23 protein-coding genes are annotated in these 22,656 nt (G+C 61.2%); 10 read left to right on the forward strand and 13 right to left on the reverse strand.

The annotated features are described in order from the left end of the window. Window positions 1–17 precede the first annotated feature (17 nt). The 6 genes from ACR0J2_RS21615 to rbfA form a co-directional block, all read right to left on the reverse strand. Entirely contained in the window at window positions 18–1,040 is a 1,023-nt protein-coding gene (locus ACR0J2_RS21615) for a calcium-binding protein (protein WP_480813808.1), read from the reverse strand. 84 nt (window positions 1,041–1,124) lie between these two features. Next, a complete protein-coding gene (locus ACR0J2_RS21620) occupies window positions 1,125–1,628 on the reverse strand; it encodes a DUF1643 domain-containing protein (RefSeq protein ID WP_170613062.1) in 504 nt (167 codons plus the stop codon). A 43-nt stretch (window positions 1,629–1,671) separates the two neighbouring features. Further along, entirely contained in the window at window positions 1,672–2,436 is a 765-nt protein-coding gene (locus ACR0J2_RS21625) for a DNA repair protein RecN (protein WP_170679862.1), read from the reverse strand. Between the two features lie 46 nt (window positions 2,437–2,482). Further along, window positions 2,483–3,391, reverse strand: a complete 909-nt coding sequence (gene truB / locus ACR0J2_RS21630) for a tRNA pseudouridine(55) synthase TruB (protein WP_170807001.1) — start codon at window positions 3,389–3,391, stop codon at window positions 2,483–2,485. Between the two features lie 54 nt (window positions 3,392–3,445). Then, on the reverse strand, window positions 3,446–4,189 hold the full coding sequence (locus ACR0J2_RS21635) for a phosphodiester glycosidase family protein (protein ID WP_480813809.1): 744 nt from the start codon (window positions 4,187–4,189) through the stop codon (window positions 3,446–3,448). Continuing rightward, on the reverse strand, window positions 4,186–4,581 hold the full coding sequence (rbfA, locus tag ACR0J2_RS21640) for a 30S ribosome-binding factor RbfA (protein WP_170613070.1): 396 nt from the start codon (window positions 4,579–4,581) through the stop codon (window positions 4,186–4,188). The genes ACR0J2_RS21635 and rbfA overlap by 4 nt, the downstream gene beginning before the upstream one ends. Window positions 4,582–4,684: 103 nt before the next feature. Between rbfA and dapB the strand changes: the two genes are divergently transcribed. Then, window positions 4,685–5,494 (forward strand): 4-hydroxy-tetrahydrodipicolinate reductase, encoded by an 810-nt coding sequence (gene dapB / locus ACR0J2_RS21645; protein ID WP_170679858.1) that lies wholly within the window; start codon window positions 4,685–4,687, stop codon window positions 5,492–5,494. 38 nt (window positions 5,495–5,532) lie between these two features. Next, a complete protein-coding gene (locus ACR0J2_RS21650; protein WP_480813810.1) occupies window positions 5,533–6,216 on the forward strand; it encodes a DUF2306 domain-containing protein in 684 nt (227 codons plus the stop codon). Here the strand turns inward: ACR0J2_RS21650 and ACR0J2_RS21655 are convergent. The 3 genes from ACR0J2_RS21655 to tmpA are packed head-to-tail and all read right to left on the reverse strand — an operon-like array spanning window position 6,203 to window position 8,591. Continuing rightward, window positions 6,203–6,871: an ureidoglycolate lyase gene (locus ACR0J2_RS21655; protein ID WP_480813811.1), complete on the reverse strand. Its 669-nt coding sequence runs from the start codon at window positions 6,869–6,871 to the stop codon at window positions 6,203–6,205. The two genes, ACR0J2_RS21650 and ACR0J2_RS21655, sit on opposite strands and share 14 nt — an antisense overlap. Next, window positions 6,868–7,458 (reverse strand): (R)-1-hydroxy-2-trimethylaminoethylphosphonate oxygenase, encoded by a 591-nt coding sequence (tmpB, locus tag ACR0J2_RS21660; protein WP_480813812.1) that lies wholly within the window; start codon window positions 7,456–7,458, stop codon window positions 6,868–6,870. Before tmpB ends, ACR0J2_RS21655 begins: the two co-directional genes overlap by 4 nt. Beyond that, the gene (gene tmpA, locus ACR0J2_RS21665; RefSeq protein WP_480813813.1) at window positions 7,455–8,591 is read right to left on the reverse strand and encodes a 2-trimethylaminoethylphosphonate dioxygenase; all 1,137 of its coding nucleotides are present in this window, start codon (window positions 8,589–8,591) and stop codon (window positions 7,455–7,457) included. Before tmpA ends, tmpB begins: the two co-directional genes overlap by 4 nt. Window positions 8,592–8,689: 98 nt before the next feature. Between tmpA and ACR0J2_RS21670 the strand changes: the two genes are divergently transcribed. Beyond that, window positions 8,690–9,544, forward strand: coding sequence for a LysR family transcriptional regulator (locus ACR0J2_RS21670; protein WP_480813814.1), 855 nt, complete (start codon window positions 8,690–8,692; stop codon window positions 9,542–9,544). A 4-nt stretch (window positions 9,545–9,548) separates the two neighbouring features. On the opposite strand, the gene ACR0J2_RS21675 is transcribed toward ACR0J2_RS21670, so the two are convergent. Continuing rightward, complete coding sequence (locus ACR0J2_RS21675; protein WP_480813836.1) at window positions 9,549–9,731, reverse strand: DUF1674 domain-containing protein; 183 nt, start codon at window positions 9,729–9,731, stop codon at window positions 9,549–9,551. Window positions 9,732–9,820: 89 nt separating this feature from the next. Here ACR0J2_RS21675 and ACR0J2_RS21680 point away from each other — a divergent pair, with 89 nt between their 5' ends. From ACR0J2_RS21680 to ACR0J2_RS21710, 7 genes are all read left to right on the forward strand, one after another. Then, window positions 9,821–11,077: a transcription antitermination factor NusB gene (locus ACR0J2_RS21680; protein WP_170806994.1), complete on the forward strand. Its 1,257-nt coding sequence runs from the start codon at window positions 9,821–9,823 to the stop codon at window positions 11,075–11,077. Between the two features lie 90 nt (window positions 11,078–11,167). Beyond that, a complete protein-coding gene (locus tag ACR0J2_RS21685) occupies window positions 11,168–12,907 on the forward strand; it encodes a heparinase II/III family protein (RefSeq protein WP_480813815.1) in 1,740 nt (579 codons plus the stop codon). 22 nt (window positions 12,908–12,929) lie between these two features. Continuing rightward, window positions 12,930–14,519, forward strand: a complete 1,590-nt coding sequence (gene purH, locus ACR0J2_RS21690) for a bifunctional phosphoribosylaminoimidazolecarboxamide formyltransferase/IMP cyclohydrolase (RefSeq protein WP_170806992.1) — start codon at window positions 12,930–12,932, stop codon at window positions 14,517–14,519. Further along, complete coding sequence (lspA, locus tag ACR0J2_RS21695) at window positions 14,519–14,995, forward strand: signal peptidase II (RefSeq protein ID WP_170806991.1); 477 nt, start codon at window positions 14,519–14,521, stop codon at window positions 14,993–14,995. The genes purH and lspA overlap by 1 nt, the downstream gene beginning before the upstream one ends. A 50-nt stretch (window positions 14,996–15,045) precedes the next feature. Continuing rightward, window positions 15,046–15,564: a DUF3035 domain-containing protein gene (locus ACR0J2_RS21700; RefSeq protein ID WP_170613092.1), complete on the forward strand. Its 519-nt coding sequence runs from the start codon at window positions 15,046–15,048 to the stop codon at window positions 15,562–15,564. Between the two features lie 81 nt (window positions 15,565–15,645). Beyond that, the gene (locus tag ACR0J2_RS21705) at window positions 15,646–16,986 is read left to right on the forward strand and encodes a M16 family metallopeptidase (RefSeq protein WP_480813816.1); all 1,341 of its coding nucleotides are present in this window, start codon (window positions 15,646–15,648) and stop codon (window positions 16,984–16,986) included. Next, a complete protein-coding gene (locus tag ACR0J2_RS21710) occupies window positions 16,983–18,293 on the forward strand; it encodes a M16 family metallopeptidase (RefSeq protein ID WP_480813817.1) in 1,311 nt (436 codons plus the stop codon). The genes ACR0J2_RS21705 and ACR0J2_RS21710 overlap by 4 nt, the downstream gene beginning before the upstream one ends. Before the next feature lie 21 nt (window positions 18,294–18,314). Here ACR0J2_RS21710 and ACR0J2_RS21715 read toward each other — a convergent pair whose 3' ends face one another. Genes ACR0J2_RS21715 through deoC form a run of 3 tightly spaced genes read right to left on the reverse strand, consistent with a single transcriptional unit; the run spans window position 18,315 to window position 22,530 of the window. Next, window positions 18,315–19,124, reverse strand: a complete 810-nt coding sequence (locus ACR0J2_RS21715) for an SDR family oxidoreductase (protein ID WP_480813818.1) — start codon at window positions 19,122–19,124, stop codon at window positions 18,315–18,317. 25 nt (window positions 19,125–19,149) lie between these two features. Further along, window positions 19,150–21,483 carry an aldehyde dehydrogenase family protein gene (locus ACR0J2_RS21720; protein WP_480813819.1) on the reverse strand — a complete coding sequence of 778 codons (2,334 nt, stop codon included), beginning with the start codon at window positions 21,481–21,483 and terminating at the stop codon, window positions 19,150–19,152. A gap of 48 nt (window positions 21,484–21,531) precedes the next feature. Further along, window positions 21,532–22,530 (reverse strand): deoxyribose-phosphate aldolase, encoded by a 999-nt coding sequence (gene deoC, locus ACR0J2_RS21725; protein ID WP_170680287.1) that lies wholly within the window; start codon window positions 22,528–22,530, stop codon window positions 21,532–21,534. Window positions 22,531–22,656: the final 126 nt, after the last annotated feature.

Here is a 22,656-nt window from a genome sequence, read left to right on the forward strand (position 1 = left end):
AAAGGGAATCTCCTGGCTCAGTCCGGAAGGCCCAGCTGTTCCAGTTCTGCTTCGGTCATGAATTGGATATCATCTGCCGTGATACCTTGGGCACCGAGCAGATGCGCCACATCCTGCCCGTTGACCATCACCCGGATCAGATTTTCGTCTTCGGCGTCGGTTTCCAGGCGAATATCGGGTTCTTCAGCGTCATTCCAGGAAATCAGCAACTTGTCCTGCCCTGGCTGAAAATCCATCACTGTGACCTGATCGTCGTCGTCCTCGGGGCTCAGAACAAATGTATCCGCGTCCTGTCCGCCAGTGACGATATCGCCGCTTTCCGCCAGAATCGTGTCTTCCCCTGCGCCACCGTTCAGGAAGTCTGCTGATTGTTCCGCGTCGCCATCGTCGCCTGAAATAAGATCATTGCCATCGCCGCCGAAAACGACGTCTTCACCGGCCCCGCCGCTTAGCGTGTCATTGCCATAGCCGCCCTGCAGCACATCATCGCCTTCCCCGCCGGTCAGAATGTCATCACCTTGCCCACCAATAAGCGTGTCGTCACCCTGCCCACCGTGCATCTCGTCCGAACCGCCATGTCCATAAAGCTCGTCATCCCCGCAATCGCCGTTCAGAAGATCATCCCCATCCATGCCATGAATCAGGTCATCGCCTTCTGCACCGGACACGATGTCGTTGCCGGTGTCCCCGAACAACATGTCGTCCTCATGGCTGCCTTCGATGATCAAATTGTTGTCCTGAACGTCAATCGGATCATCCCCGGACGCGTCTGTTTGCGTCTCGGTGTCATCGCCCGTTTCGGGGACTTCAGTGCCCTCGAACTCGGGTTCTTCAGTTCCGGTGGGCAGGTCTTCAACCTCGGGAGGGGCCGGGTCATCGACATTGTCGTCGATTTCCAGAAACGCCCCCTGGCCAGCGTCATCCGGCTGATCCAGTGCGACGTCGTTATCTGATTCTTCATCTTCGGACGAAAAGATATCGCTGACCGCGTAGGCGGCACCGCCCACGGCCGCCAGTCCAAGCAAACCGATCAGAAACATGAAAATCCTCCGAAAGCCTGGTGAAATATCCCATGGATTCAGAAGTTTGGTCAAAGCAAGCCTGAGGGTGTGGTTAACCTTTTGTCACCACGCTTGGGGCTGCTGAGAGTAGGCGATGTAGAGGGGATGCTTGGGATGCCCGTCTTTTGTCAGCCCAAGATGAAACAGGGGCTGGCCGGTTCCGCGCAGCAGGTTTTCAACGGCAGGGCCACGCTCAAGATGTGCGCCGTGGGTGCCCCAGGCGGCGATGACCTGGTCGGCCCATTGGACACCGTCCAGAATGGCCGCGTCATTCTCGGGTCCGACCGGATCGGGGGCGGCTCGCATCTTGCGCGGGTCGGTGTCGCGCCAGGCAAAGATGTTGGTCACCTGAAATGCGCCGAACCCCAATGCCCGCGCCCGACGTTCGCACCGTTCCACCGTTGGGTCGTTCTGTACCTCGGTCGCGGTCGATGGGTTCAGCATGACGAACAGCGCCTTGCGCCCCGTCGGATCCCAGATGCGTGTCAGGCTATAGCGATAGTTCTCGCAATCGGAATACACGGCGGTCGAGGGCGCGTCGCCTTTGGTGTGGGAACGGGTGATCATGATGGGTTAGTGACCAATTGCGCCGGCTTTCGCAAGCGCAAGCTCAGCGGTCGGTGTATTTGTCCAAACCTTTGTCGACCCAGTTCAAGGCATATCCTGCTGGCCCGCGTATGCCCTGTTTCGGATTTGTGGGACAATCAAGCTGCACATGCGGATTGTCACGCAGAAGCGTGAGCGCGTTCCTGGCCGCCCCCAACTGGTCCTTGGTGACTTTGGGCACGTCGCTGTGCTTGACGGCTGCCAATGTCATCCGATGCAGCGCCGAAGCCAGTGTCCAGACCGTATGATACCGCAGGCCTTCCAGTTTTGGGTGCGCCGCGATGCGGGCGATGACGGCAACCAAAACGTCATAGAAGGTCAGGTCCCTGTTTGTCCGCAAAATCTCGGCGGCCACGTAAACATCTGCAGGGTCCGCGCCGGGTTTCAACCCGTCATGGATCGGCGCCGTATCGGGCAGGTTCCCCGCCAGGACTTTCAGCGACTGCCGGGTTTCTTCCAGTTCGGACACCGGCGCGTGAATGTCGAAGGCCGAATACAACGTGTTCAGACGCGCGTTTTCCTCTTCCAACTCGGCGACATGCGCCTCTGTTTCGTCGAGCTTTTGTTTGACTTCACGAAGCTGAACTTCGAACTCGCCAAGCTTTGCGGACGAAATGTAGCGTGGGATCGCCTTAAGGCGCTCGGGCTTGCGGATGATCCATATGACCAGCCCCAGGGCGATCAGCGACCAGATCGAGATGTTTTCAAGAAACAGCTTCAGGTATTGGAAGACCGCATCGTTTTCCAACGTGAACCCCCATCGTTGCAATCGGTAATCCGACCGTAGCGACAAAACCGAGTTGGGGGAACATCGCTCAGCTATCGACGAACACGCGGCTGGGATGCAATTCGCCGGATTTGTAGATGCCCACGGCCACAGCCTTGCCATCCAGTGAGGCCCAAGCCTCATCGCCGTATTCAACGTCCGATGCCAGAACCATGCCCGGATTGCCATTGCGCAGGCGGGTAGCACCTTCGGGGGTGCATTTCAGCTCGGGCAGGTCGGACAGGCCGGTCTCCAGCGGGTGCAGGTAATCGTCCAGTGCCTCGGTCTTGGCCATTTCATCGATCTGTTCGATGCTCAGTCCGTCTTCGGCCTCGAACGGGCCGGACCAGATGCGGCGTAGCTCTCTGACGTGGCCGTGACAGCCCAGTGCCTCGCCCAGATCGCGTGCGATCGAACGGACGTAGCCGCCCTTGCCGCATGTCATTTCCAGCACGACGTGATCTTCGTCGGGGCGGTCGACAAGTACCAGTTCCTCGACCCATAACGGGCGGGCGGACAGGTCCACATCCTCGCCGTCGCGGGCCAGCTTGTAGGCGCGCTGGCCGTCGATCTTCACGGCTGAGAACTTGGGCGGCACCTGCATGATGTCACCCAGAAACGGGGCCAGTGCCTGTTTGATGTCGTCATCCGAGGGGCGCGCGGGACTTTCAGCGATCACCTCGCCTTCGGCATCGTCGGTGTTGGTGGCCTGACCCAGACGCACGGTGAAAGTATAGGCTTTCAAAGCATCGGTGATGTAGGGAACGGTCTTGGTCGCCTCGCCCAGAGCTACGGCCAGAACACCGGTCGCTTCAGGGTCAAGTGTACCTGCATGGCCCGCCTTTTTTGCATCCATCGCCCAACGCACCTTGTTGACCACTGCGGTCGAGGTCATGCCCGCGGGCTTGTCCACCACCAGCCAACCGGAAATATCGCGGCCCTTGCGTTTGCGTCCCATACTGCACCTAGAAGATTGCTGAGGCGCGCGGGTTAGCGGATCGCCTCACTGCTGTCAATTTGCTGGCGCATCCTCGACCACGCCGACGATTGGCCCCAGCGAAAACCCGACATCGGACCGTTTGTTCGCCCGGTCATACATCCGAGAGATATTGCCGTCGAAGAACAGCGCGTTGGGCGTACCCAGAAGATCCCGGAACAGGCCGCCGAACTCGTGGAAAGTGACGTAATCATCCGAAATTGCAAACACAGCGCGGGTGCCGTCGGCACTGGTGCCCACACCGTTGCGCACATAGAGCGAGGTCGAATCGGGCAGGAAGCGCGGATGCAGCTCTCCGTTGATGACCAGCATCGGGCCGGATTGTGTGGCAAAACGGCAGTCGGGAACCTGATCGACGAAATCCAGTGTCTCGAATACGTCGGCGCGCCCCTCGCGAATGCAGAACACGCCATTGGGCAACAGACCGAAATTGCCGGGGCCCGGATTGGCGATCACGCGCATCTGTTCCTGGCCGTCTTCGACATAGTGACCGACAGGTGAGCGGTCTTCGTGATACATGCCCGCATTCATCGCGAAGGCAAGCCGTTTGCCGCCCGGTTTCAGTGCATCATTGACGGAAGAGAAGTGCCCCAGCAGCTCGCCGTTTTCATCGTTCAGAAACAGACGCAGATCTTCGTTCGCGGCATCCACCTCGCAGACGGTGTACCGCTTGCTCTCATGGGTCAGCTTCTCACAGGTCACCGCAGAGGCTTGCGCGGCCCAGAAGGCCGCGATCAGCGAGACGGCGGGGCGGATCACTCGTCCAGATCGCGGCGCACCGCGTCCTGATCGAACATGCGGCGGGTGTCGTCCAGCCGGTCGAACGTGTCGTCCAGCCGGAACCGCAGATCGGGCGAGAATTTCAGACCGACCTTCTTGCCGACCATGCGCCGCAGCTCACCCTTGTTGCGGGCGAGCAACGCGATCACGTCCTCCTGCCCCTTGCCGCCCAGTGGCAGCACGTAGGCAGTGGCAATCTTCAGATCGGGCGAGGTGCGCACCTCGCCTACGGTGATCGACATGCGGTTTAGGTCGGGGTCGTGGACATCTCCGCGCGCCAGAACCTCGGACAGGGTGCGGCGGATCAGTTCGCCGACGCGTAGCTGTCGTTGGGACGGGCCGGGGCCATCGTGAAATTTGTTCTTTGCCATAAACCCCGATCTAAGCGCAAAGCGGGGCTTTGCCAAGCGGGCGCGAACGGGGTAGGAGGCTTTGAGCCGACCATCCGGCAGGCAACGCGAAAGGACCAGCGCCATGACCCATATTCCGGGGATCGTCATCACAGGGGCTTCGGGCCGTATGGGGCAGATGCTGATCAAGACCGTCACGGACAGTGATCAGGTCCGTCTGGTCGGTGTGGTCGAGCGTAACGGCCACGACTGGATCGGTCAGGATGTCGGCGAGGCGATGGGTGGGCAGGCGCTGGGCGTGGCCGTGACCGATGACCCGCTCGAGGCTTTCGCGCAGGCGCAGGCCGTCATCGATTTCACCGCACCCGAGGCGACGCTGGAATTTGCCGCCCTGGCCGCGCAAGCGCGTTGCGTGCACGTGATCGGCACCACCGGCATGACCGAAGAACAGATCGCGGCGCTGGAACCGGCCGCGCGCCATGCCGTTATCGTGCGGGCCGGTAACATGAGTCTGGGGGTCAACCTGCTGGTACAACTGACCAAAAAGGTTGCCGCCGCGCTGGATGAGGATTTCGATATCGAGATCATCGAAGGCCATCATCACCACAAGGTCGATGCACCTTCAGGTACCGCGCTGATGTTGGGCGAGGCGGCCGCCGAAGGACGGGGCGTCAATCTGGCCGATGTGTCCGACCGGGGCCGCGACGGCATTACCGGCGCGCGCAAGCGCGGTGACATTGGGTTCCACGCCATTCGGGGCGGGGACGTTGTCGGCGAGCATGACGTACTGTTCGCAGCCCCCGGCGAACGCATCGTATTGCGCCATCTGGCCTCGGACCGCGCCATCTTTGCACGCGGTGCGCTGAAGGCGGCGCTGTGGGGGCAGGGCAAGGCGCCCGGTCAGTATGACATGGTGGATGTGCTGGGGCTCTGACCCGTAGACAGGTCGCAAGCCGGCGCTAAAGTCCGGGTATGCGTATCCTGAAATCCCGTGTGGCAAGCGGCCTGTTGCTATTGGTGTTCTATCTGACACTGCTGCCTTTTCTGGTGCATGGGTTTGGCGTGATCGGTATTGGGCTGTCTGACGATGCAGCCCAGCGCAGCTATTTGTTTGCCGACGGTCAGAGCATCGGCAATACGATGATGATGGTGCACATACTGGCCGGTACGGTGCTGGTGGCATTGGTGCCGCTGCAACTGATCAAAAGGCTTCGGCTTGGATTCAACCGATTTCACCGTGCATTGGGTTCTGTTCTGATTTCGCTGGCATTGATCACAGGCGCGGCGGGAATGGCCTATATCCTGTTGCGAGGGACGATTGGTGGCCCGGTGATGTCTGTGGGCTTCTTCCTCTATGGCCTGTGCCTGTTTGTTTCGGCTCTGATGCTGGCCCAAAAGGCAATGGCAGGTGATCGCGCTGGTCACTGGGCGTGGGGATTGCGACTGTTCTGGCTGGCGCTTGGGTCTTGGTTATACCGTGTGCACTACACCCTATGGTACCTGCTGACCGGCGGGCTTGGGTCAGAGCCCGATTTCTCGGGCCCTTTTGATCTGGTGCAGAATTTCGCGTTCTTTCTTCCCTATCTGCTTGCCGTGCAGGTTTGGATTTCAGGGCGATTTAACGACCATCAGCGGGCGTTGCTCACAGATCCCTGATCTTGTCCGCACGCAGCGGGCAGGCGAGGTAGACACCGAATTCCTTCCCGATGTCAGCGCTGACCCGGGCGTGGACCTTGCCTTGACGGTCCAGGAACCGCTGGTCGTCCTCAACGGGAAAAATCCCCTCATGCCAGATGCCGGGATGGATATAGAGACCGCGCGAGCCGTCGCACCAAAACGCCACCACCTTGTCGGGGGTCAGGTTATCGCCGGGCAGCGCGGCAGGCACGATGAACGGTCTGTTATCCAGCGGCCAGAACATCTGCCCGCCATCCGGATGATAGTTCATGTGCCACAACAACACCTGATCGCGCGGCGCGGTTTGCTGTTCCGGTTGCGCTTGCTGCGGATCGGTCGACCAGCCAAGCACATAGTGACCATTGACGGCCTCGTTTCGACCATAAAGCACATCACCCTTCCATTCCCCATGGAATGTGCCCTCGACCCAGCCACCTTCGTCACCGGTGCCGTCATCGATCGGCCGCCAGCCCTGTTGCGGCCAGCGGACGATTTCGATTTCGAACGTATCAGGGTCATCGACCAGACAGCCGTAGCCTTTTACCGACTGCTCTGTCGCCCGGATTAGCGGAACCTTATGCCATGGCAGCGACGGCTTGGAGCTCGCTTCGAAGATGTATTCCGGCGCGTTCATGATGCCCCCAGATGTCTGTCGACCATACGCTGCACCATCGGTGCGAAATGGGCGAATTCCGGAGTTTGCATGTCGGCACGCTTGCCCGCCTCATCCAGATACCGCACCTGAATAATCTCTTTCAGGTTCGGGTTGGCCTCGAACTCTGCCACTTCATCGGCACTCATGGGTCCGCCCTGCAGTTCCAGCGTGTGGACCGACGCGGCGGACAGGCGGTTGAAGTATTCGGGCTTGGTGGCGCAGAGATAGCGCTTGGCCGCGACGTGATACCGGCAGCAGTCGGTGATGACCGACGGGAAAAACTGCTCCAGCACCTCGGCACCAGCGTCCTCGTGGTGGCGATCCTCGGTGTCGTCGGGGTGATAGGTGCCGAATTCGGACGTGAAATGACCGATATCGTGCAGCAATGCTCCGACGATGATCTCTTCGGTCTGGCCGTTCTGCTCGGCAATCGTGGCCCCCTGCAACATGTGCTGAGCCATGGTGACGGGCTCGCCGAGATACTCCTCTCCGCCACGGCGCTCGAAAATATCACCGATGAAAGCCACGATATTGTCGCGGTTCAAGGTCGAGAAATCGGGTTTCATTCCGCCGCCTCCGGTTGTGCCATCTCCATCGCGGCTAGAGTGGACAGCAATCCGTCCTTGTCGGCATAACACCCCTGCAGCCAGCGTGATCCGGCACCGGAATAGCCCAGACGGGCGTGCAGCACGCGGGTGTTGTCGACGATAAAGCTTTCGCCCGGTTCCAGCTTGAACGACACGCCCATGGCCGGGTCGTCGATGATTTCACCGAACTGCCGATAGGCGGCGTAGTAGGCTTCCATCTTGTCGAACGGCACATCCAAAAACGGCGCGGATGAGCGGTTGTTAAAGCGGATGCTGATCAGTTCTCCGTCAGGTGAAAGCTCGATCATCGGGCGGCGCGAGCGCAGGCAGACACCGTCGGAACCCTTATACTCGAACCTTGCCGGATAGCCCGCCAGCAGGGCAAAACCTTCAGGGTTCAGGTCCCGCAGCTTTTCAGCGGCCCGGAAGCCATCGACCACGATCGAGTCACCGCCTTCGGCACTGTTTTCCAGGCAATAGAGGATCTGCAGCGTCGGAACCGGATCACGGTAGGGATTGTCGGTATGGGCCTGCAGACCAAGGCCGGTATAGGCAAGGTTGGTGGGGTTCACCTCGGTCCGGACCTCGAAATAGGGGCCGTAGTTTGTTTCGCGGACGTAACCGAACAGATCGGCCACTTTCAGCAGCGATTCCGGTTCGGCGGGACCGCCGGTCAGTTTGGCAAAACCGAACTCGACCACTGCGGCCAGCCAGTCCCGTTTGGCACCGGGGTTGACGTGAACCGCAGTCCACTCGCCAGAGGGCGCCTCCATGCCGCGTTCCCAGGTAGTGATGCCCTGCGCGACTCGCCCGAAAGCACCGGCGTGATCGTGATCATAGCCGTGGTCGGCCAGCCAGTCGGCCGGGAAGTAAACGGTCTTGTCTTCGGGCTGGAACGTGACCTGCAGATCGCCGCCGACAATTTCCGCCGCACTGACCGAAACATTTGCGGGAATGTCACCGATGGTGATCAGACGTTGTCCGTTGCCCGGCGCGCGGGTGTCGGGGTCCAGCGCGTTGTCACGCAGCCAGATGGCGTGAAAGCGCGATTGGGACGCGTCGGCAAAAGTGACAGTTACGACGGAAGGGGTGAAAGTGGCGGTGCGCAGCATTGGGAATCTCCTGTTCAGCGCGGCTTTGGTTGAGGAGATACGGTGCTTGTGGCATTAATACAATTAATCCTTCTTACTGCTGAGGCCCGGAAAAACTAATGGATAGAAAGAAAGCCGGTCTGCCCCCTCTGGATTGGCTGCGCGTGTTCGAGGCCGCCGGGCGTCTTGGCGGGTTTTCAGCCGCCGCGCGTGAGTTTGGCCTGACGCAGGCGGCGGTAAGCCAGCGGATCGGCAACCTTGAATCCTGGCTGGGCCGAACATTGTTCGTGCGCGAAGCGCGCGGCGTGTCCCTGACTGTTGAAGGCGAAAGTTACCTGCCGCTGGTGCAAGACAGCCTGCAGGCACTGGAGCGAAATACGGAGGACCTGTTCGGCAAATCCCCGCGAGAGCTGCGTGTCGCCGGCCTGTCCTCGAACATCCACGCACTGGTTCTGCCGGCCGTCGCGCGGTTTCAGGAGGTGCGGCCCAAGGTGCGGGTGATGACCGACTCGGTTGCGCGCCGGTCATCGCTGGACGAGGAGCGGACATGGCTGCAAATCCGCTACGGCCGCGGAACCTGGCCCGGGCGCGATGCGGCGCTGATCGCGCGTGAGGTGCTGGTGCCGATGGCCGCGCCGGGTGTTGAATGGGGCGCGCCGCTGATTGATCTGCGTGGGGAACGACCGGCATGGCGGGACTGGGCGCGCAAGACGGACAATGCGGAATTGCCGCCGTCAAAGATCAGTCTCGATTCAATGGAACACGCGATTTCCGCAGCTCGGCAGGGGATCGGCGTGGCGCTGGGTTCGGTGCCTCTGGCCCATTCGGATTTACATGCGGGACAATTGTGCAGGCTGGATCTGCCCGAGTTGCCGACCAAGGATGGCTATTGGCTGACATGGCCCGAAGAGCGCGCGAAATCGAACAAACAGCGGGCTCTGATCGCTGATTTTCTGCAGGCTTTGCGGGGCTGAACGATCAGAAATCGATGGCGATGCCTTTTTTCTCCCAGTCGCCATAGCGGGCGGGGTCGGGGCCGTCGCGCCCGCCCAGTTCCTTTGGCGTTCCCTTGGCTTCGGTCTCGGCCTTCTTGCGGCGTTCTTCGGCTTCGGCCAGCGCGCGCTGGGCAGCAGGCGGCAGGTCTTTGCGCTGATCGGTCATGACATCGGGTTCCTTTCCGTGCATGGGCTTGATATACGCCCGCGTCCGCCCTTGGCAATGCGGGCTTGGGTCACAGGAAAGGCGAATCCATGTCTGACAGCGCAACAGCGGCGCGGCGCAGCGCGATCTATCTGCTGGATCAGATTTTGGGAGAAGGGCGATTGCTGTCGGAATGCCTGGCCGCAGGCGCGCTGGATCGTCTTGAACCCGAGGACCGTGCAAGGGCTCAGCGTCTTGCGCTGCAAACGTTGCGCGGGTTGGAACGGGCGGACCGCCTGCTGGACAATCACCTGAACCGGACACCGGCGCTGACTGTCCAAAACGCCTTGCGCCTTGGCGCGGTCGAATTGTGCCACGGTGAGGCGGCACATGGCGTCGTCAACTCCATGGTCGAGATCGTAGGCCGGTCGCGCAAGCATGGACGCCTAAAGGGCTTGGTGAACGCCGTGCTGCGTAAAGTCGCCGCTGAAGGGCCGGATGCCTGGCCGAGAATGCGGGTGCCGCGCCTGCCGGATTGGCTGCGGGAACCGCTGATCATGGCCTGGGGTCCCGATGCCGTTGCGGGCATGGAGAGGGCTCATTTCAATGGCGCGCCACTGGACATCACGCTGAAGCCCGGCGCGACCGGACCCGGTGAGGCTTTGCCAACGGGTTCAATGCGCGTTCACGATGCAGGCCAGGTATCGACCCTGCCGGGTTATGACAGGGGCGCGTGGTGGGTACAGGATGCAGCGGCGGCCTTGCCCGTGCGGGTGCTGGCGCCAAAAGCGGGTGAGCGAATTCTGGACCTTTGTGCCGCCCCCGGCGGCAAGACGTTGCAACTGGCGGCGGCAGGGGCAGATGTCACTGCGCTGGACATCTCGGAAGGGCGGCTGGAGCGGGTGCGCGAGAACCTTGCCCGCACCGGTTTGTCAGCCAAGGTCATCGCCGGCGACGCGTTGGAACATCAGGGTCAGTATGATGCCATCCTGCTGGATGCCCCCTGTTCCGCCACGGGCACCATTCGTCGGCACCCTGACCTGCCCTTTGCCAAGGATGGTTCGGAATTTGGCGGGCTGATCGAATTGCAGGCCCAGATGCTGGCCCATGCCTGGACTCTTCTGAAACCGGGCGGGCGGCTGGTCTATTGCACCTGCTCGCTGCTGCCGGATGAAGGCGAGGTGCAGGTCGAAGAGGCGCTGGAACAATATCCCGATATGCAGATCGACCGAGGCGCGCTGGGCATCGAAGGTGTCGATTCCGACTGGATCACCCAGGAAGGCGGGTTGCGCCTGCGGCCAGACTTTTGGGAGGATCGGGGCGGCATGGACGGGTTCTATATCGCCTGCCTGAACAAATCCGCCTGAAGGCACGCTTTTCGATGACTTGACGCGCCGCCCGGTCTATCGTTGGGTCTCAGGCGCCAGCAGAGCGCAAGGGGCAGAGAAACAAGCGTCATGTCGAAGTCGGACACCATGGCCAACCGGTGGATGCGGTTTCAGAACCGTTTCTACGCGCGCCTCAGCCAGCGGCAGAAGGCCGTCACCGGATTTGTCAGCCAGCCCGAACCCCGCGCTGTCGGCTCATTCGCGCGCGGCAGGCAGCTGGTGGCCGGGAACCTGCTGTTCGCCGGTTACTTGGTCGAGGCGCAGGATACCGGGCTGTGGGATGTCGCAGCGCCCAGTGCCGGTTTTGACAATGAGCGTCACGGATTTGCCTGGCTGGACGATCTGGCCGCAGTTGGAGACATGCGCGCGCGGGAAAAAGCCCAGCGTTGGGTCTGGGGCTGGATCGCGACACATGGCCGGGGGCAGGGACCCGGCTGGGCGCCCGACCTGACAGGTCGCCGGGTCATCCGCTGGATTAACCACGCCATTTTCCTTTTGCGCGGCGTGGACGAGCAGCACAGCAGGCTGTTCTTCCGCTCTTTGGCGCAGCAAACGTGGTATCTGTCCAAACGCTGGCACGCCGCGACGCCTGGCTTGCCCCGGTTCGAAGCGTTGACTGGTCTGGTACAGGCCGGTCTGGCGCTGGAGGGATTGGAGAGTCTGGCCGATCCGGCCCTCAGCGCATTGTCGCGGGAATGCGAGCGGCAGGTGGATAAGCAGGGCGGGATCAGCACCCGGAACCCCGAAGAATTGCTTGAGGTATTTACGCTTCTGTCCTGGACATCCGCCGCGCTGAGTGAACTGGGCCGGGGGACGCCGGGATCTCAGCTGAATGCGATCAGACGCATTGCACCGACCCTGCGCAGTCTGCGGCATTCGGACGGCGCGCTGGCCCGGTTTCATGGTGGGGGGCGCGGCCTCGAAGGGCGGCTGGATCAGGCACTGGCGCAAAGTGGCGTGAAGCCGGACAATTCAACCGGGCTGTCAATGGGATATGCCCGTCTCTACGCCGCACGAACCAGCGTGATCATCGATGCCAGCGCGCCGCCCAAAGGGGCTGCATCCTATAACGCGCACGCTTCCACCCTGGCGTTTGAGTTGACATCCGGACGCAGGCCGTTGGTCGTGAATTGCGGGTCCGGCGCTAGTTTCGGGCTCGAATGGCGTCGGGCCGGGCGGGCGACGCCTTCGCATTCCACCCTGTGCCTGGACGGATACTCCAGCGCCCGCCTGACCGATCCGGCCCCGGGCACGGAATACGAAGCGCTGGTCGATGCGCCCTCGCAGGTCCTGACCGAGGTTGAGGCCGGTTTTGAAGGAACCCGCTTCATGGCTGGTCATGACGGGTACGCAAAAGTGTTTGGTCTGACCCACGCCCGTACTTTTGAACTGCGTTTTGACGGCCGCGAACTTGTGGGTGAAGACATTTTGCTGACCGCAACCGACAAGGCGAAGCGGCAGTTTGACAAGGCAATGGATGCCTCGGGCCTGTCGGGTATCGCGTTTGATATCCGGTTTCACCTGCACCCCGACGTGGATGCGGCGCTGGATTTGGGGGGTGCTGCGGTGTCGATGGCTCTCAAAAGCGGTGAAATCTGGGTTTTTCGCCATGATGGCGCGGGAAAATTGTCAGTCGAGCCAAGCGTTTACCTTGAGAAAGGGCGTTTGAAGCCGCGCGCGACAAAACAGATCGTTCTATCCGGGCGCGCAATGGAGTATGCGACCCGCATCCGGTGGACGCTGAGCAAGGCACAGGATACAGCCTATGCCGTACGCGATCTGCACCGGGACGAGCCCGAGTTTGACTGACGCCAAAAGGACCTTTGGACCCATGACCGACCTTCACCCCGTGCGCCGCGCGTTGCTTTCCGTTTCCGACAAGACCGGGCTGATCGAGCTGGGAAAGGCGCTGGCCGAGCGTGGGGTCGAGCTGCTGTCGACCGGCGGCACGGCCAAGGCGCTGCGCGAGGCAGGGCTTGAGGTGAAGGACGTCAGTGAGATCACAGGCTTCCCCGAGATGATGGATGGCCGTGTGAAAACCCTGCATCCGATGGTGCATGGCGGGCTGCTCGCGCTACGCGACAACGACACCCACGTTGCTGCGATGGAAGAACACGGCATCGGTCCAATCGACCTGCTGGTGGTGAACCTCTACCCGTTCGAGGCGACAGTGGCCAAAGGTGCTGGTTACGACGAATGTATCGAAAATATCGATATCGGCGGACCTGCGATGATCCGCGCGGCCTCCAAGAACCACGCCTTCGTGAACGTGGTCGTGGATGTCGAGGACTATTCCTCGCTGCTCGATCAGTTGGAAGAGAATTACGGCAAGACTTCGTACGGGTTCCGCCAGTGGCTGGCGCAAAAGGCCTACGCTCGGACCGCAGCGTACGACACCGCAGTTTCGAATTGGATGGCCGACGCATTGCAGCTTGAAGCGCCCAAGCGCCGATCCTTTGCCGGTGAGCTGAAACAGACCCTGCGCTATGGTGAGAACAGCCATCAGCAGGCGGCTTTCTACACTGATGGAACCAACCGTCCGGGTGTGGCGACTGCCGTTCAGCACCAGGGCAAGGAACTGAGCTACAACAACATCAACGACACGGACGCGGCTTTTGAACTGGTAGCCGAGTTCGATCCGGCAAAAGGTGCGGCCTGTGCGATCATTAAGCATGCCAACCCTTGCGGCGTAGCCACAGGCACGACCTTGCTGGAAGCGTATAGGTCAGCCTTCGACTGCGACCGGACTTCGGCCTTTGGTGGGATCGTGGCACTGAACCAGCCGCTGGACGCCGAGACTGCGCAGGAAATCACCGGGATTTTCACCGAGGTCGTGATCGCCCCCGGCGCGTCGGACGAGGCCAGGGCGATCTTCGCGGCCAAGAAAAACCTGCGTCTGCTGACCACCGAAGGCCTGCCGGATGTGACCACTGGTGGCAAAACCGTGCGACAGGTGGCCGGTGGCCTGCTGGTGCAGGACAAGGACAATGGGTTCATCGGAATGGATGACCTGAAGGTTGTCACCAAAAAGGCCCCGACCGAAGAGCAGATGCGCGACCTGCTGTTTGCCTGGAAAGTCGCCAAGCACGTCAAATCCAACGCCATCGTCTACGTCAAAGACGGTGCGACCGTGGGCGTGGGCGCGGGCCAGATGAGCCGCTTGGACTCTGCCATGATTGCCGCCAAGAAGGCCGAACGCATGGCCGATGCGCTTGGCTTGCCGCAACCGCTGACCATTGGCTCGGCCGTGGCGTCCGATGCGTTCTTCCCCTTCCCTGACGGGCTGATGGAGGCCGCCGAAGCCGGCGCGACCTGCGTGATCCAGCCGGGCGGCTCGATGCGCGATGACGAGGTGATCGCTGCGGCGGACGAGGCAGGCCTTGCAATGGTCTTCACCGGCATGCGCCATTTCCGTCACTGATGCGTTATCGCCTGCTGCTCTGGGCCGCGCTGGCGGCGCTGTTGATCGACCAGATCAGTAAATATCTGGTCGTTCACGTGATGCGCGTGGCCGAAAGGCCCGGGGGTGTCGACGTGTTGCCGCCGCTGCTTGTGTTCAAGTACGGCGAGAATCGCGGGATTAACTTTGGCCTGTTTCAGGGGAACACGGACGCAGCCCGCTGGTTTCTGATTGGCATATCGGTCGTGATCTGCACCGCCGTTCTGATCTGGTTGATGCGGACGACGCCGTCGAAGCTGATGCGGATTTGCGGCGGCTTGCTGATCGGCGGGGCGCTTGGAAATGTGGTGGACCGGGTTCTCTATGGCTATGTCCTGGACTTCCTGAACATGTCCTGTTGTGGCATCGATAACCCGTTTGTCTTCAATCTGGCCGATGTGTTCATTTTTGCCGGAGCGCTGGGACTTGTTCTGTTTGACGGCAAAAAGCCCTCGTGACGCGCCGGACGATATGCGATAAAAGCGCCTCAAACAGGCTGGAGACACAAATGCGGATGCCGCTTGCCATACTTGCACTGACACTTGCCGTTGCCGTGGCGGGCTGTTCCAAACGTGGTCTGCGCGATCTTCAGCCACCCGGACCGGGTCCCGACGAGTTTTCGGTGCTGCCGGTCAAGCCGCTGACGGCGCCTAAAGATTACAGCTTCCTGCCGGCCCCCACACCGGGCGGCGGCAATCTGGTTGATCCGACGCCCAAGGCGGATGCCGTGGTGGCGCTGGGGGGCAGTGCGGCGGCACTGAACTCGAATACCAGCATTCCGTCTTCAGATGCGGCACTGGTCACCGCCTCCAGCCGTTATGGCGTTCCGGCCAATACGCGGCAGGTCGTCGCGCAGGAAGATGCGGATTTCCGCAAGCGCCGTGGCCGCTGGACAGGTCTGAAACTGTTCCCGGTTGACCGCTATGAGCAGGTTTACGAGCGGCAGGCGATTAACGCGAATGCGCAAAACGAAGCAGCCCGCGCGGCAGGGATTGAGACTCCCTCGGCCCCGCCTGCCGATGAATAATTCTTAACTTTCCGTCATCGCCCTTGAACCCACGCGGCGCCACCGTAGTTTGAAACGCATAAACCAAACGGAGGATGCCGCATGGTTCGGGCACTGGCGTTGTTTGCCGCCCTGATGACCGCGACCCCGCTTCTGGCCGAAGACGGGCAGGAGGCAGTCACGACTTTTACACTGGATAACGGCATGGATGTCGTGGTGGTCGAGGATCATCGCGCCCCAGTCGTACAGCATATGGTCTGGTATCGGGCCGGTTCGGCGGACGAGCCCATCGGCGCGTCCGGCGTGGCGCATTTCCTGGAACACCTTCTGTTCAAGGCCACCGACACGCTTGAGGCCGGAGAGTTCTCGGCCACCGTGGCGGCCAATGGCGGCAATGACAACGCGTTCACGTCGTATGATTACACCGCCTATTTCCAGCGCGTCGCCGCTGACCGGCTGGAACTGATGATGCAGATGGAATCGGACCGGATGCGCAACATCCGCCTGACCGAAGCCGATATCGAAACCGAACGCGATGTGATCCTGGAGGAACGCAACCAGCGCACCGAAAACAACCCTCGTGCCCTCTTCGGCGAGCAGATGAGCGCGGCGCAGTATCTCAATCACCGGTATGGTGTGCCGATCATCGGCTGGAAGCACGAGATGGAGGAGTTGGATCTGGACGATGCGCTTTCCTTCTATCGGATACACTATTCGCCCAACAACGCGATTTTGGTGGTCACGGGTGACGTCGACCCGGAGGAGGTCCGCGTTCTGGCCGAAAAATACTATGGCGTGATCCCCGCCAACCCGGACCTGCCTGAACGGGTCCGCTCACAGGAGCCGCCGCAAACCGCCGAACGACGCCTGACCTTCAAGGATCCGCGCGTGGCGCAGCCCTACCTGCAGCGCAGTTATCTGGCGCCGGAACGTGACGCAGGTGCTCAGGAAAAGGCCGCAGCGCTGTATTTGCTGGCCGAATTGCTGGGCGGCGGCACCACCTCGTACCTCAATGAAAAACTGCAGTTCGAGAAGCAGATGGCCGTCTATGCAGGCGCGTTCTATCGGGGCGTATCGCTGGATGACACGACCTTCGATATGGTGGTCGTCCCGGCCGAGGGCGTCTCGCTGCAAGAGGCTGAGGATGCGATGGATCAGGCGGTTGCGGACTTCATTGCCGAAGGTGTGAACGCAGAGGATCTGGACCGGATCAAGATGCAGCTGCGTGCCGCCCAAACCTATGCCCGCGACAATGTCGACGGGATCGGCAACCGCTATGGCCGCGCGCTGACCACCGGTCTGACGGTCGAGGATGTGCAGGCCTGGCCCGACATTCTTCAGGCCGTGACCGGAGAAGAGATCATCGCGGCCGCCCGCGAAGTGCTGCAGCCCGAAGCGTCTGTCACCGGATGGCTGATGCGTGACGATGAGGTGACGCAATGAAACGGATATTCGCAACCCTGATCGCCTTGGTCATTGCGATGCCCGCATGGGCCGAGATCGAGATCCAGGAAGTCACCTCGCCCGGCGGCATCAAGGCCTGGCTGGTCGAGGACCCGTCGATCCCTTTCACCGCGTTGGAGTTGCGGTTTCGCGGCGGTACCTCGCTGGATGATCCGGACAAGCGTGGCGCGGTCTATCTGATGAGCGGCCTGATTGAGGAAGGCGCGGGCGACATGGATGCGCGGTCCTACGCGCGAGAACTGGAATCGCTTGCGGCCTCGTTCACGTACAACGCCAGCGACGACACGGTTTCGATTTCGGCACGGTTTCTGACCGAAAATCGGGATGAAGTGATCGATCTGCTGCGCACCACGATTCATGAGCCCCGCTTCGATCAGGACGCGATTGACCGGGTTCGCGCTCAGGTACTGTCCGGTTTGCGGTCGGATGAGACCGATCCCAACGACATAGCTGGCCGCAGCTTTGCCCGTATGGCCTATGGGGACCATCCCTACGGGTCCGAGGGCAAAGGAACGATCGAAAGCGTTTCCGCCCTGACGCGCGACGACATCGTCGCGGCCTACGACAACGTCTTTGCCCGGGACCGGCTGTATGTCGGGGCCGTCGGCGACATATCGGCAGAAGAACTGGGTGCGCTGCTGGACAAGCTGCTGGCCGATCTGCCCGAAACCGGCAAACCGATCCCGGACAAGGCGCAGGTCTCAATCACGGGCGGCATCAGCGTCGTGGATTTCGACACCCCGCAATCGGTCGCCCTGTTTGCCCAGAAGGGGATCGACCGTGACGATCCGGATTTCTTTCCCGCCTTTATTCTGAACCACATTCTGGGTGGCGGCGGGTTCGAAAGCCGCCTGATGCAGGAAGTACGCGAAAAGCGGGGCCTGACCTACGGTGTCGGAACCTATCTGGTGCCCAAAGATCTGGCCTCCGTCTATCTGGGGTCGGTGTCATCGGCCAATGACAGGATCGCAGAAGCGGTCGAGGTGATCCGCGATGAATGGGCGCACGCCGCGTCCGAAGGCGTGACTCAGAAGGAACTGGGTGATGCCAAGACCTACCTGACCGGTGCCTATCCGCTGCGCTTTGACGGCAACGGCCAGATTGCCGGGATCATGGTCGGGATGCAGATGGAAGGCCTGCCCATCGACTATATCGCCACCCGCAACGATAAGGTGAATGCCGTGACGCTTGAGGATGTGAACCGAGTGGCATCCGAACTGCTGGACCCGGAAGGCCTGCACTTTACCGTCGTGGGCAAGCCGGTCGGTCTGGAAACGACAAACTGATGATCAGGGGCTGAGCGAAGCTCAACCCTTTTTCATACTCCGCAACATCTCACCCATCATCCGTCCGAACTTACCCGACCCACGCTGGTAAAGTGCTCCGTCAACGGCCAGAACCGTGCCGCTGATATAGCTGGCCAGGTCAGAGCCGAGGAACAGACAGGCATTGGCCACATCCTTCGGCTGTCCCCAGCGGCCCAAGGGCACGTCCTTGCGAAGCTCTTCGTGGGCGTTTTCGGTGGGGGCCAGACGTCTGGCCCCTTCTGTGCCTTCGATGAATCCGGGCACGACCGAGTTCACGCGGATGCCTTCGACACCCCATTCCATCGACAATGTGCGGGTGATCTGATCGACGCCCGCCTTGGCGGCGCAGACATGCGCCTGACCTTCGTAAGGCAGATAGGATTGCGGGGCCGAGATGTTGATGATGCTGGCCCCGGGGCGCTTGAGGTAAGGATAGGCCCCCTTCATCACGTGGATCGTGCCCATCAGATCAATATCGATCACGGTCTTGAACGCATTGACCGACATCTCGGCCGCCAAGGCGGGGAAATTGCCCGCCGCGCCCGACACCAGAACGTCGAAATCTCCAAATGCCCCGTGGAATTGCTTGAGGCCCTCAGCCACAGCCTCAGGGTCACGCACGTCAAACGCCGCACCGACGGCATCCTGTGCGCCCGCAGCTTTCAGTGCGGCAACCGTATCATCGACCTTCTCCTGCGACCGGCTGGCAACGGCCAGTTTGGCACCCGAGGCCGCAAAGGCCTCGGCAATGCCCCGGTTGATACCGCTGGTTCCGCCGATGACGATGACGGTCTTTCCTGAAAAGTCCATGTAGGCCTCCCGAGATGCGGGAGCCCTACTCGCCGTAAGGCACCCAGATGTTCTTCACTTCCGTGGCAGCCTGCAGGAAGCGGCGGGAATGGTCCATGCTCCAGTCAAATGCCGTCGCGTTATTGACCCAGGTCCGTTTCAGGTTCCCGGCCGAGACCACCTCGATCTCTTTCGACAGGTCGGTGGAAGAGAACGACCAGACCGCATCGACGTTCAGATGCGAGGCCAGCGGTTTCGCTAGTTCCGCGTGGCTGCCGGTCAGGATGTTGACCACACCAGCGGGCACGTCCGAGGTTTCGAGGATCTGGTAGAAATCGGTTGCCGCCAAAGGATAAGGCTCCGAGGCCAGCAGAACCGTGCGGTTGCCCATCGCAATCGCCGGAGCCATTACAGAGACCAGACCCAGCAAAGGTGTCTCATCCGCACAGAGCGCACCGATCACGCCAACGGGTTCCTTCATGGCAATCGCCACGCCGCGGATCGGAACGCCGTGCACCTGACCGTCATACTTGTCGGCCCAGGCAGCGGCAGTGAACAGGCGCTGGATTGATGATTCAACCTCTTTGGCGCCGTCCTTCTTTCCGGTCATGGCGTCGATACGAGCGGCGAACTCATCAGCACGGGCCGAGAGGTTCTCACCGATATAATACAGGATTTGCGCGCGCAGATGGCCGGTGGTCTTTGACCAGCCTTTGGCCCCCGCTGCAGCTTCAACCGCATTGCGAACGTCTTTGCGGTTGGCAAGGCCGACATGACCCAGCAGGCCGGATTTGCCCCAGACCGGTTTCGAATAACCCCCATCGGGCCGCGCCTGCTTGCCGCCGACATACATCTTGGCGGTGCGGTCGATGGGGTCGACCGGTGCGCCTTCGCCCGTCGTTGCTTCGACCTTCGCCAGTGGCTTGGCCTTGCCCTTGGGTTTGGTATAGGCCGCCAGACCTTCCCAGCCGCCTTCACGGCCAAAGCCGCTTTCGCGCACGCCGCCAAAGCCTGCGGCGGCGTCGAACAGGTTGGTGGCATTCACCCAGACCACACCCGCGACCAGCTTGGGAGCGATGTCCAGCGCGAGGTTCACATTCTCGGTCCACACAGTCGCGGCCAGCCCGTAGCGGGTGTTGTTGGCCAGTTCGACCGCCTCTTCCGGCGTGCGGAAGGTCGAGGACACCAGCACGGGACCAAAGATCTCTTCCTGCATCAGCGGATCGGACGTCTCCAGCCCCGAGATCAGCGTCGGAGGATAGTAGCAGCCGTTCGCGGGCAGCTCGCAAGCGGCCTGATGCACATGACCAGCCGTGTTGCTTTCGACCATGCCCTTGATGGTTTGCAACTGAACCGGGTCCACAACGGCTCCCACGTCGATGCATTTGTCCAGCGGATTGCCGACGCGCAAACCGTCCATGCGTGCGCGCAGCTTGTCGTGGAAGCGGTCGGCAATGCCTTCCTGCACCAAAAGGCGCGATCCCGCACAGCAGACCTGACCCTGATTGAACCAGATCGCGTCAACCAGACCTTCGATGGCGCTGTCGATATCGGCGTCGTCAAACACGATGTAGGCGGACTTTCCGCCCAGTTCCAACGTCAGTTCCTTGCCCGATCCAGCTGTCGCTTCCCGGATCCGGCGGCCAACGACGGTCGAGCCGGTAAAGGCGATCTTGTCAACTTCCGACGCCACGATCATCTCGCCCACTGCACCATCACCGGTTACAATGTTGACCACCCCTTTAGGCAGGCCCGCCTGCGAGCAGATATCGGCAAATAGCAGCGCAGTCAGCGAGGTGTATTCGGCTGGCTTCAGAACCACCGTATTCCCCATCGCCAGCGCCGGAGCGATTTTCCACGCCAGCATCAGCAGGGGAAAGTTCCACGGAATGATCTGGCCGCAAACCCCCAACGCCTCGGCACCGGGCAATTCGCTCTCCATCAGCTGCGCCATGCCCGCGTGGTAATAGAAATGCCGCTGCGCCAGAGGGATATCGATATCGCGCGACTCGCGGATCGGCTTTCCGTTGTCCAGGCTCTCCAGAACCGCAAACAGGCGCGAATGTTTCTGCAAAAGCCGTGCAATGGCATAGAGATACCGCGCACGTCCAGCGCCACCCAGTTTCTCCCATTTCGGCTGCGCCGCGCGTGCGGCAGCAACAGCGGCGTCCACGTCTGCCTGTTTGGCCTGCGTCAGCCTGGCCAGCACTTCTCCGGTGGCTGGATTGCGGCTGTCAAAGCCCTTGCCGGGCTTGGTGAAGGCGCCATCGATATAGTGACCGAACTTGTCGCCCTGATCGACCAGCCAGGCCAGCGCCTCGGCAGCGCTTTCGGGGGCGGGGCCATAGTCCATGGTTTCGAATATCTCTTTGACTGTCATGACTTCATCTTTTCCCAAATACTCACTGTCCAGACTTCAAAACGGGGCTCAGCCCATAGAATGTCTGTAACCAGCCGAGTAGGCCCCGGTGACATAGTGTTCCAACTGCCGTTCGATATCGCCCAGCAACGATGACGCGCCAAAGCGAAACAGATCGGGTTCCAGCCAGCGGTCCCCCAGCTCATCCTTGATCAGCGACAGGTACACCAGCGCATCTTTGGCCTTCGAAATTCCGCCCGCAGGCTTGTAGCCAACCCGATAGCCGGTGCGGTCATAGTAGTCACGGATCGCGCGGATCATCACCAGCGACACGGGTAAAGTGGCGTTGACGCTTTCTTTCCCGGTCGAGGTCTTGATGAAGTCCGCCCCGGCCATCATGCAGACCAGCGAGGCGCGCGCGACATTGCGCAGGCTGCCCAGTTCTCCGGTTGCAAGGATTGCTTTGACATGTGCATCGCCACAAGCCACGCGGAAGGCCTTCATTTCCTCGTACAGCGCCTGCCAGTCGCCCGACAGCACGTGACGGCGCGAGATCACGATGTCGATCTCTTCGGCACCAGCCTTCACGCTTTCTTCAATCTCGGCCACGCGCAGGTGGAAGGGTGACAAACCCGCCGGAAAACCAGTCGAGACAGCCGCAACCGGAATGCCCGTTCCTTTCAGCGCGTCCACGGCAGTTTCGATCATGTCGTGATAGACACAAACCGCCCCTGTGGTGATCGGCGGCATATCCAGCGCTTGCAGAACCGAAGGCGCCACAGGCTGCCGGGCTTTGGCGCACAGGCGACGCACGCGGCCGACGGTGTCGTCGCCGGACAGGGTCGTCAGGTCGATCATGGTAATCGCCTTGAGCAGCCAGGCCGCCTGATATTCCTTTTTGACTGAACGGCGGCCGGGCAGCGTCGCCGCGCGGCGCTCGATCGCCGAGGTGTTGGCCTGAACGGCGCGCACCCAGTCCATGTCCAGTTCCATGCCGGGGTTTCTGGGTTCTGTAACTTGCGGCAGATGCGCGGTGCGCACGGGGCTTTCTGAGCTCTGCGTATCCATCATCACGTCCTTTGGGAGGTTTGCGCCAAAATCGCACGGGACGAGGTGAAAGGGAAGGTGTTCGGCTGCTCTCAGCACAAATTTTTTGACCATTTGGACAAAAACAGGCGTTTTCTTGCGAGTAAT

This window comes from Ruegeria sp. CG4 (assembly GCF_056537185.1).

Excerpts from the sequence above, each read along its gene's own strand:
- ACR0J2_RS21615 (WP_480813808.1), bottom strand. The coding sequence starts at position 1,040 with ATGTTTCTGATCGGTTTGCTTGGACTGGCGGCCGTGGGCGGTGCCGCC.
- ACR0J2_RS21620 (WP_170613062.1), bottom strand. The coding sequence starts at position 1,628 with ATGATCACCCGTTCCCACACCAAAGGCGACGCGCCCTCGACCGCCGTG.
- truB (WP_170807001.1), bottom strand. The coding sequence starts at position 3,391 with ATGGGACGCAAACGCAAGGGCCGCGATATTTCCGGTTGGCTGGTGGTG.
- rbfA (WP_170613070.1), bottom strand. The coding sequence starts at position 4,581 with ATGGCAAAGAACAAATTTCACGATGGCCCCGGCCCGTCCCAACGACAG.
- dapB (WP_170679858.1), top strand. The coding sequence starts at position 4,685 with ATGACCCATATTCCGGGGATCGTCATCACAGGGGCTTCGGGCCGTATG.
- ACR0J2_RS21650 (WP_480813810.1), top strand. The coding sequence starts at position 5,533 with ATGCGTATCCTGAAATCCCGTGTGGCAAGCGGCCTGTTGCTATTGGTG.
- ACR0J2_RS21655 (WP_480813811.1), bottom strand. The coding sequence starts at position 6,871 with ATGAACGCGCCGGAATACATCTTCGAAGCGAGCTCCAAGCCGTCGCTG.
- tmpB (WP_480813812.1), bottom strand. The coding sequence starts at position 7,458 with ATGAAACCCGATTTCTCGACCTTGAACCGCGACAATATCGTGGCTTTC.
- tmpA (WP_480813813.1), bottom strand. The coding sequence starts at position 8,591 with ATGCTGCGCACCGCCACTTTCACCCCTTCCGTCGTAACTGTCACTTTT.
- ACR0J2_RS21670 (WP_480813814.1), top strand. The coding sequence starts at position 8,690 with ATGGATAGAAAGAAAGCCGGTCTGCCCCCTCTGGATTGGCTGCGCGTG.
- ACR0J2_RS21675 (WP_480813836.1), bottom strand. The coding sequence starts at position 9,731 with ATGACCGATCAGCGCAAAGACCTGCCGCCTGCTGCCCAGCGCGCGCTG.
- ACR0J2_RS21680 (WP_170806994.1), top strand. The coding sequence starts at position 9,821 with ATGTCTGACAGCGCAACAGCGGCGCGGCGCAGCGCGATCTATCTGCTG.
- ACR0J2_RS21685 (WP_480813815.1), top strand. The coding sequence starts at position 11,168 with ATGTCGAAGTCGGACACCATGGCCAACCGGTGGATGCGGTTTCAGAAC.
- purH (WP_170806992.1), top strand. The coding sequence starts at position 12,930 with ATGACCGACCTTCACCCCGTGCGCCGCGCGTTGCTTTCCGTTTCCGAC.
- lspA (WP_170806991.1), top strand. The coding sequence starts at position 14,519 with ATGCGTTATCGCCTGCTGCTCTGGGCCGCGCTGGCGGCGCTGTTGATC.
- ACR0J2_RS21700 (WP_170613092.1), top strand. The coding sequence starts at position 15,046 with ATGCGGATGCCGCTTGCCATACTTGCACTGACACTTGCCGTTGCCGTG.
- ACR0J2_RS21705 (WP_480813816.1), top strand. The coding sequence starts at position 15,646 with ATGGTTCGGGCACTGGCGTTGTTTGCCGCCCTGATGACCGCGACCCCG.
- ACR0J2_RS21710 (WP_480813817.1), top strand. The coding sequence starts at position 16,983 with ATGAAACGGATATTCGCAACCCTGATCGCCTTGGTCATTGCGATGCCC.
- ACR0J2_RS21715 (WP_480813818.1), bottom strand. The coding sequence starts at position 19,124 with ATGGACTTTTCAGGAAAGACCGTCATCGTCATCGGCGGAACCAGCGGT.
- ACR0J2_RS21720 (WP_480813819.1), bottom strand. The coding sequence starts at position 21,483 with ATGACAGTCAAAGAGATATTCGAAACCATGGACTATGGCCCCGCCCCC.
- deoC (WP_170680287.1), bottom strand. The coding sequence starts at position 22,530 with ATGGATACGCAGAGCTCAGAAAGCCCCGTGCGCACCGCGCATCTGCCG.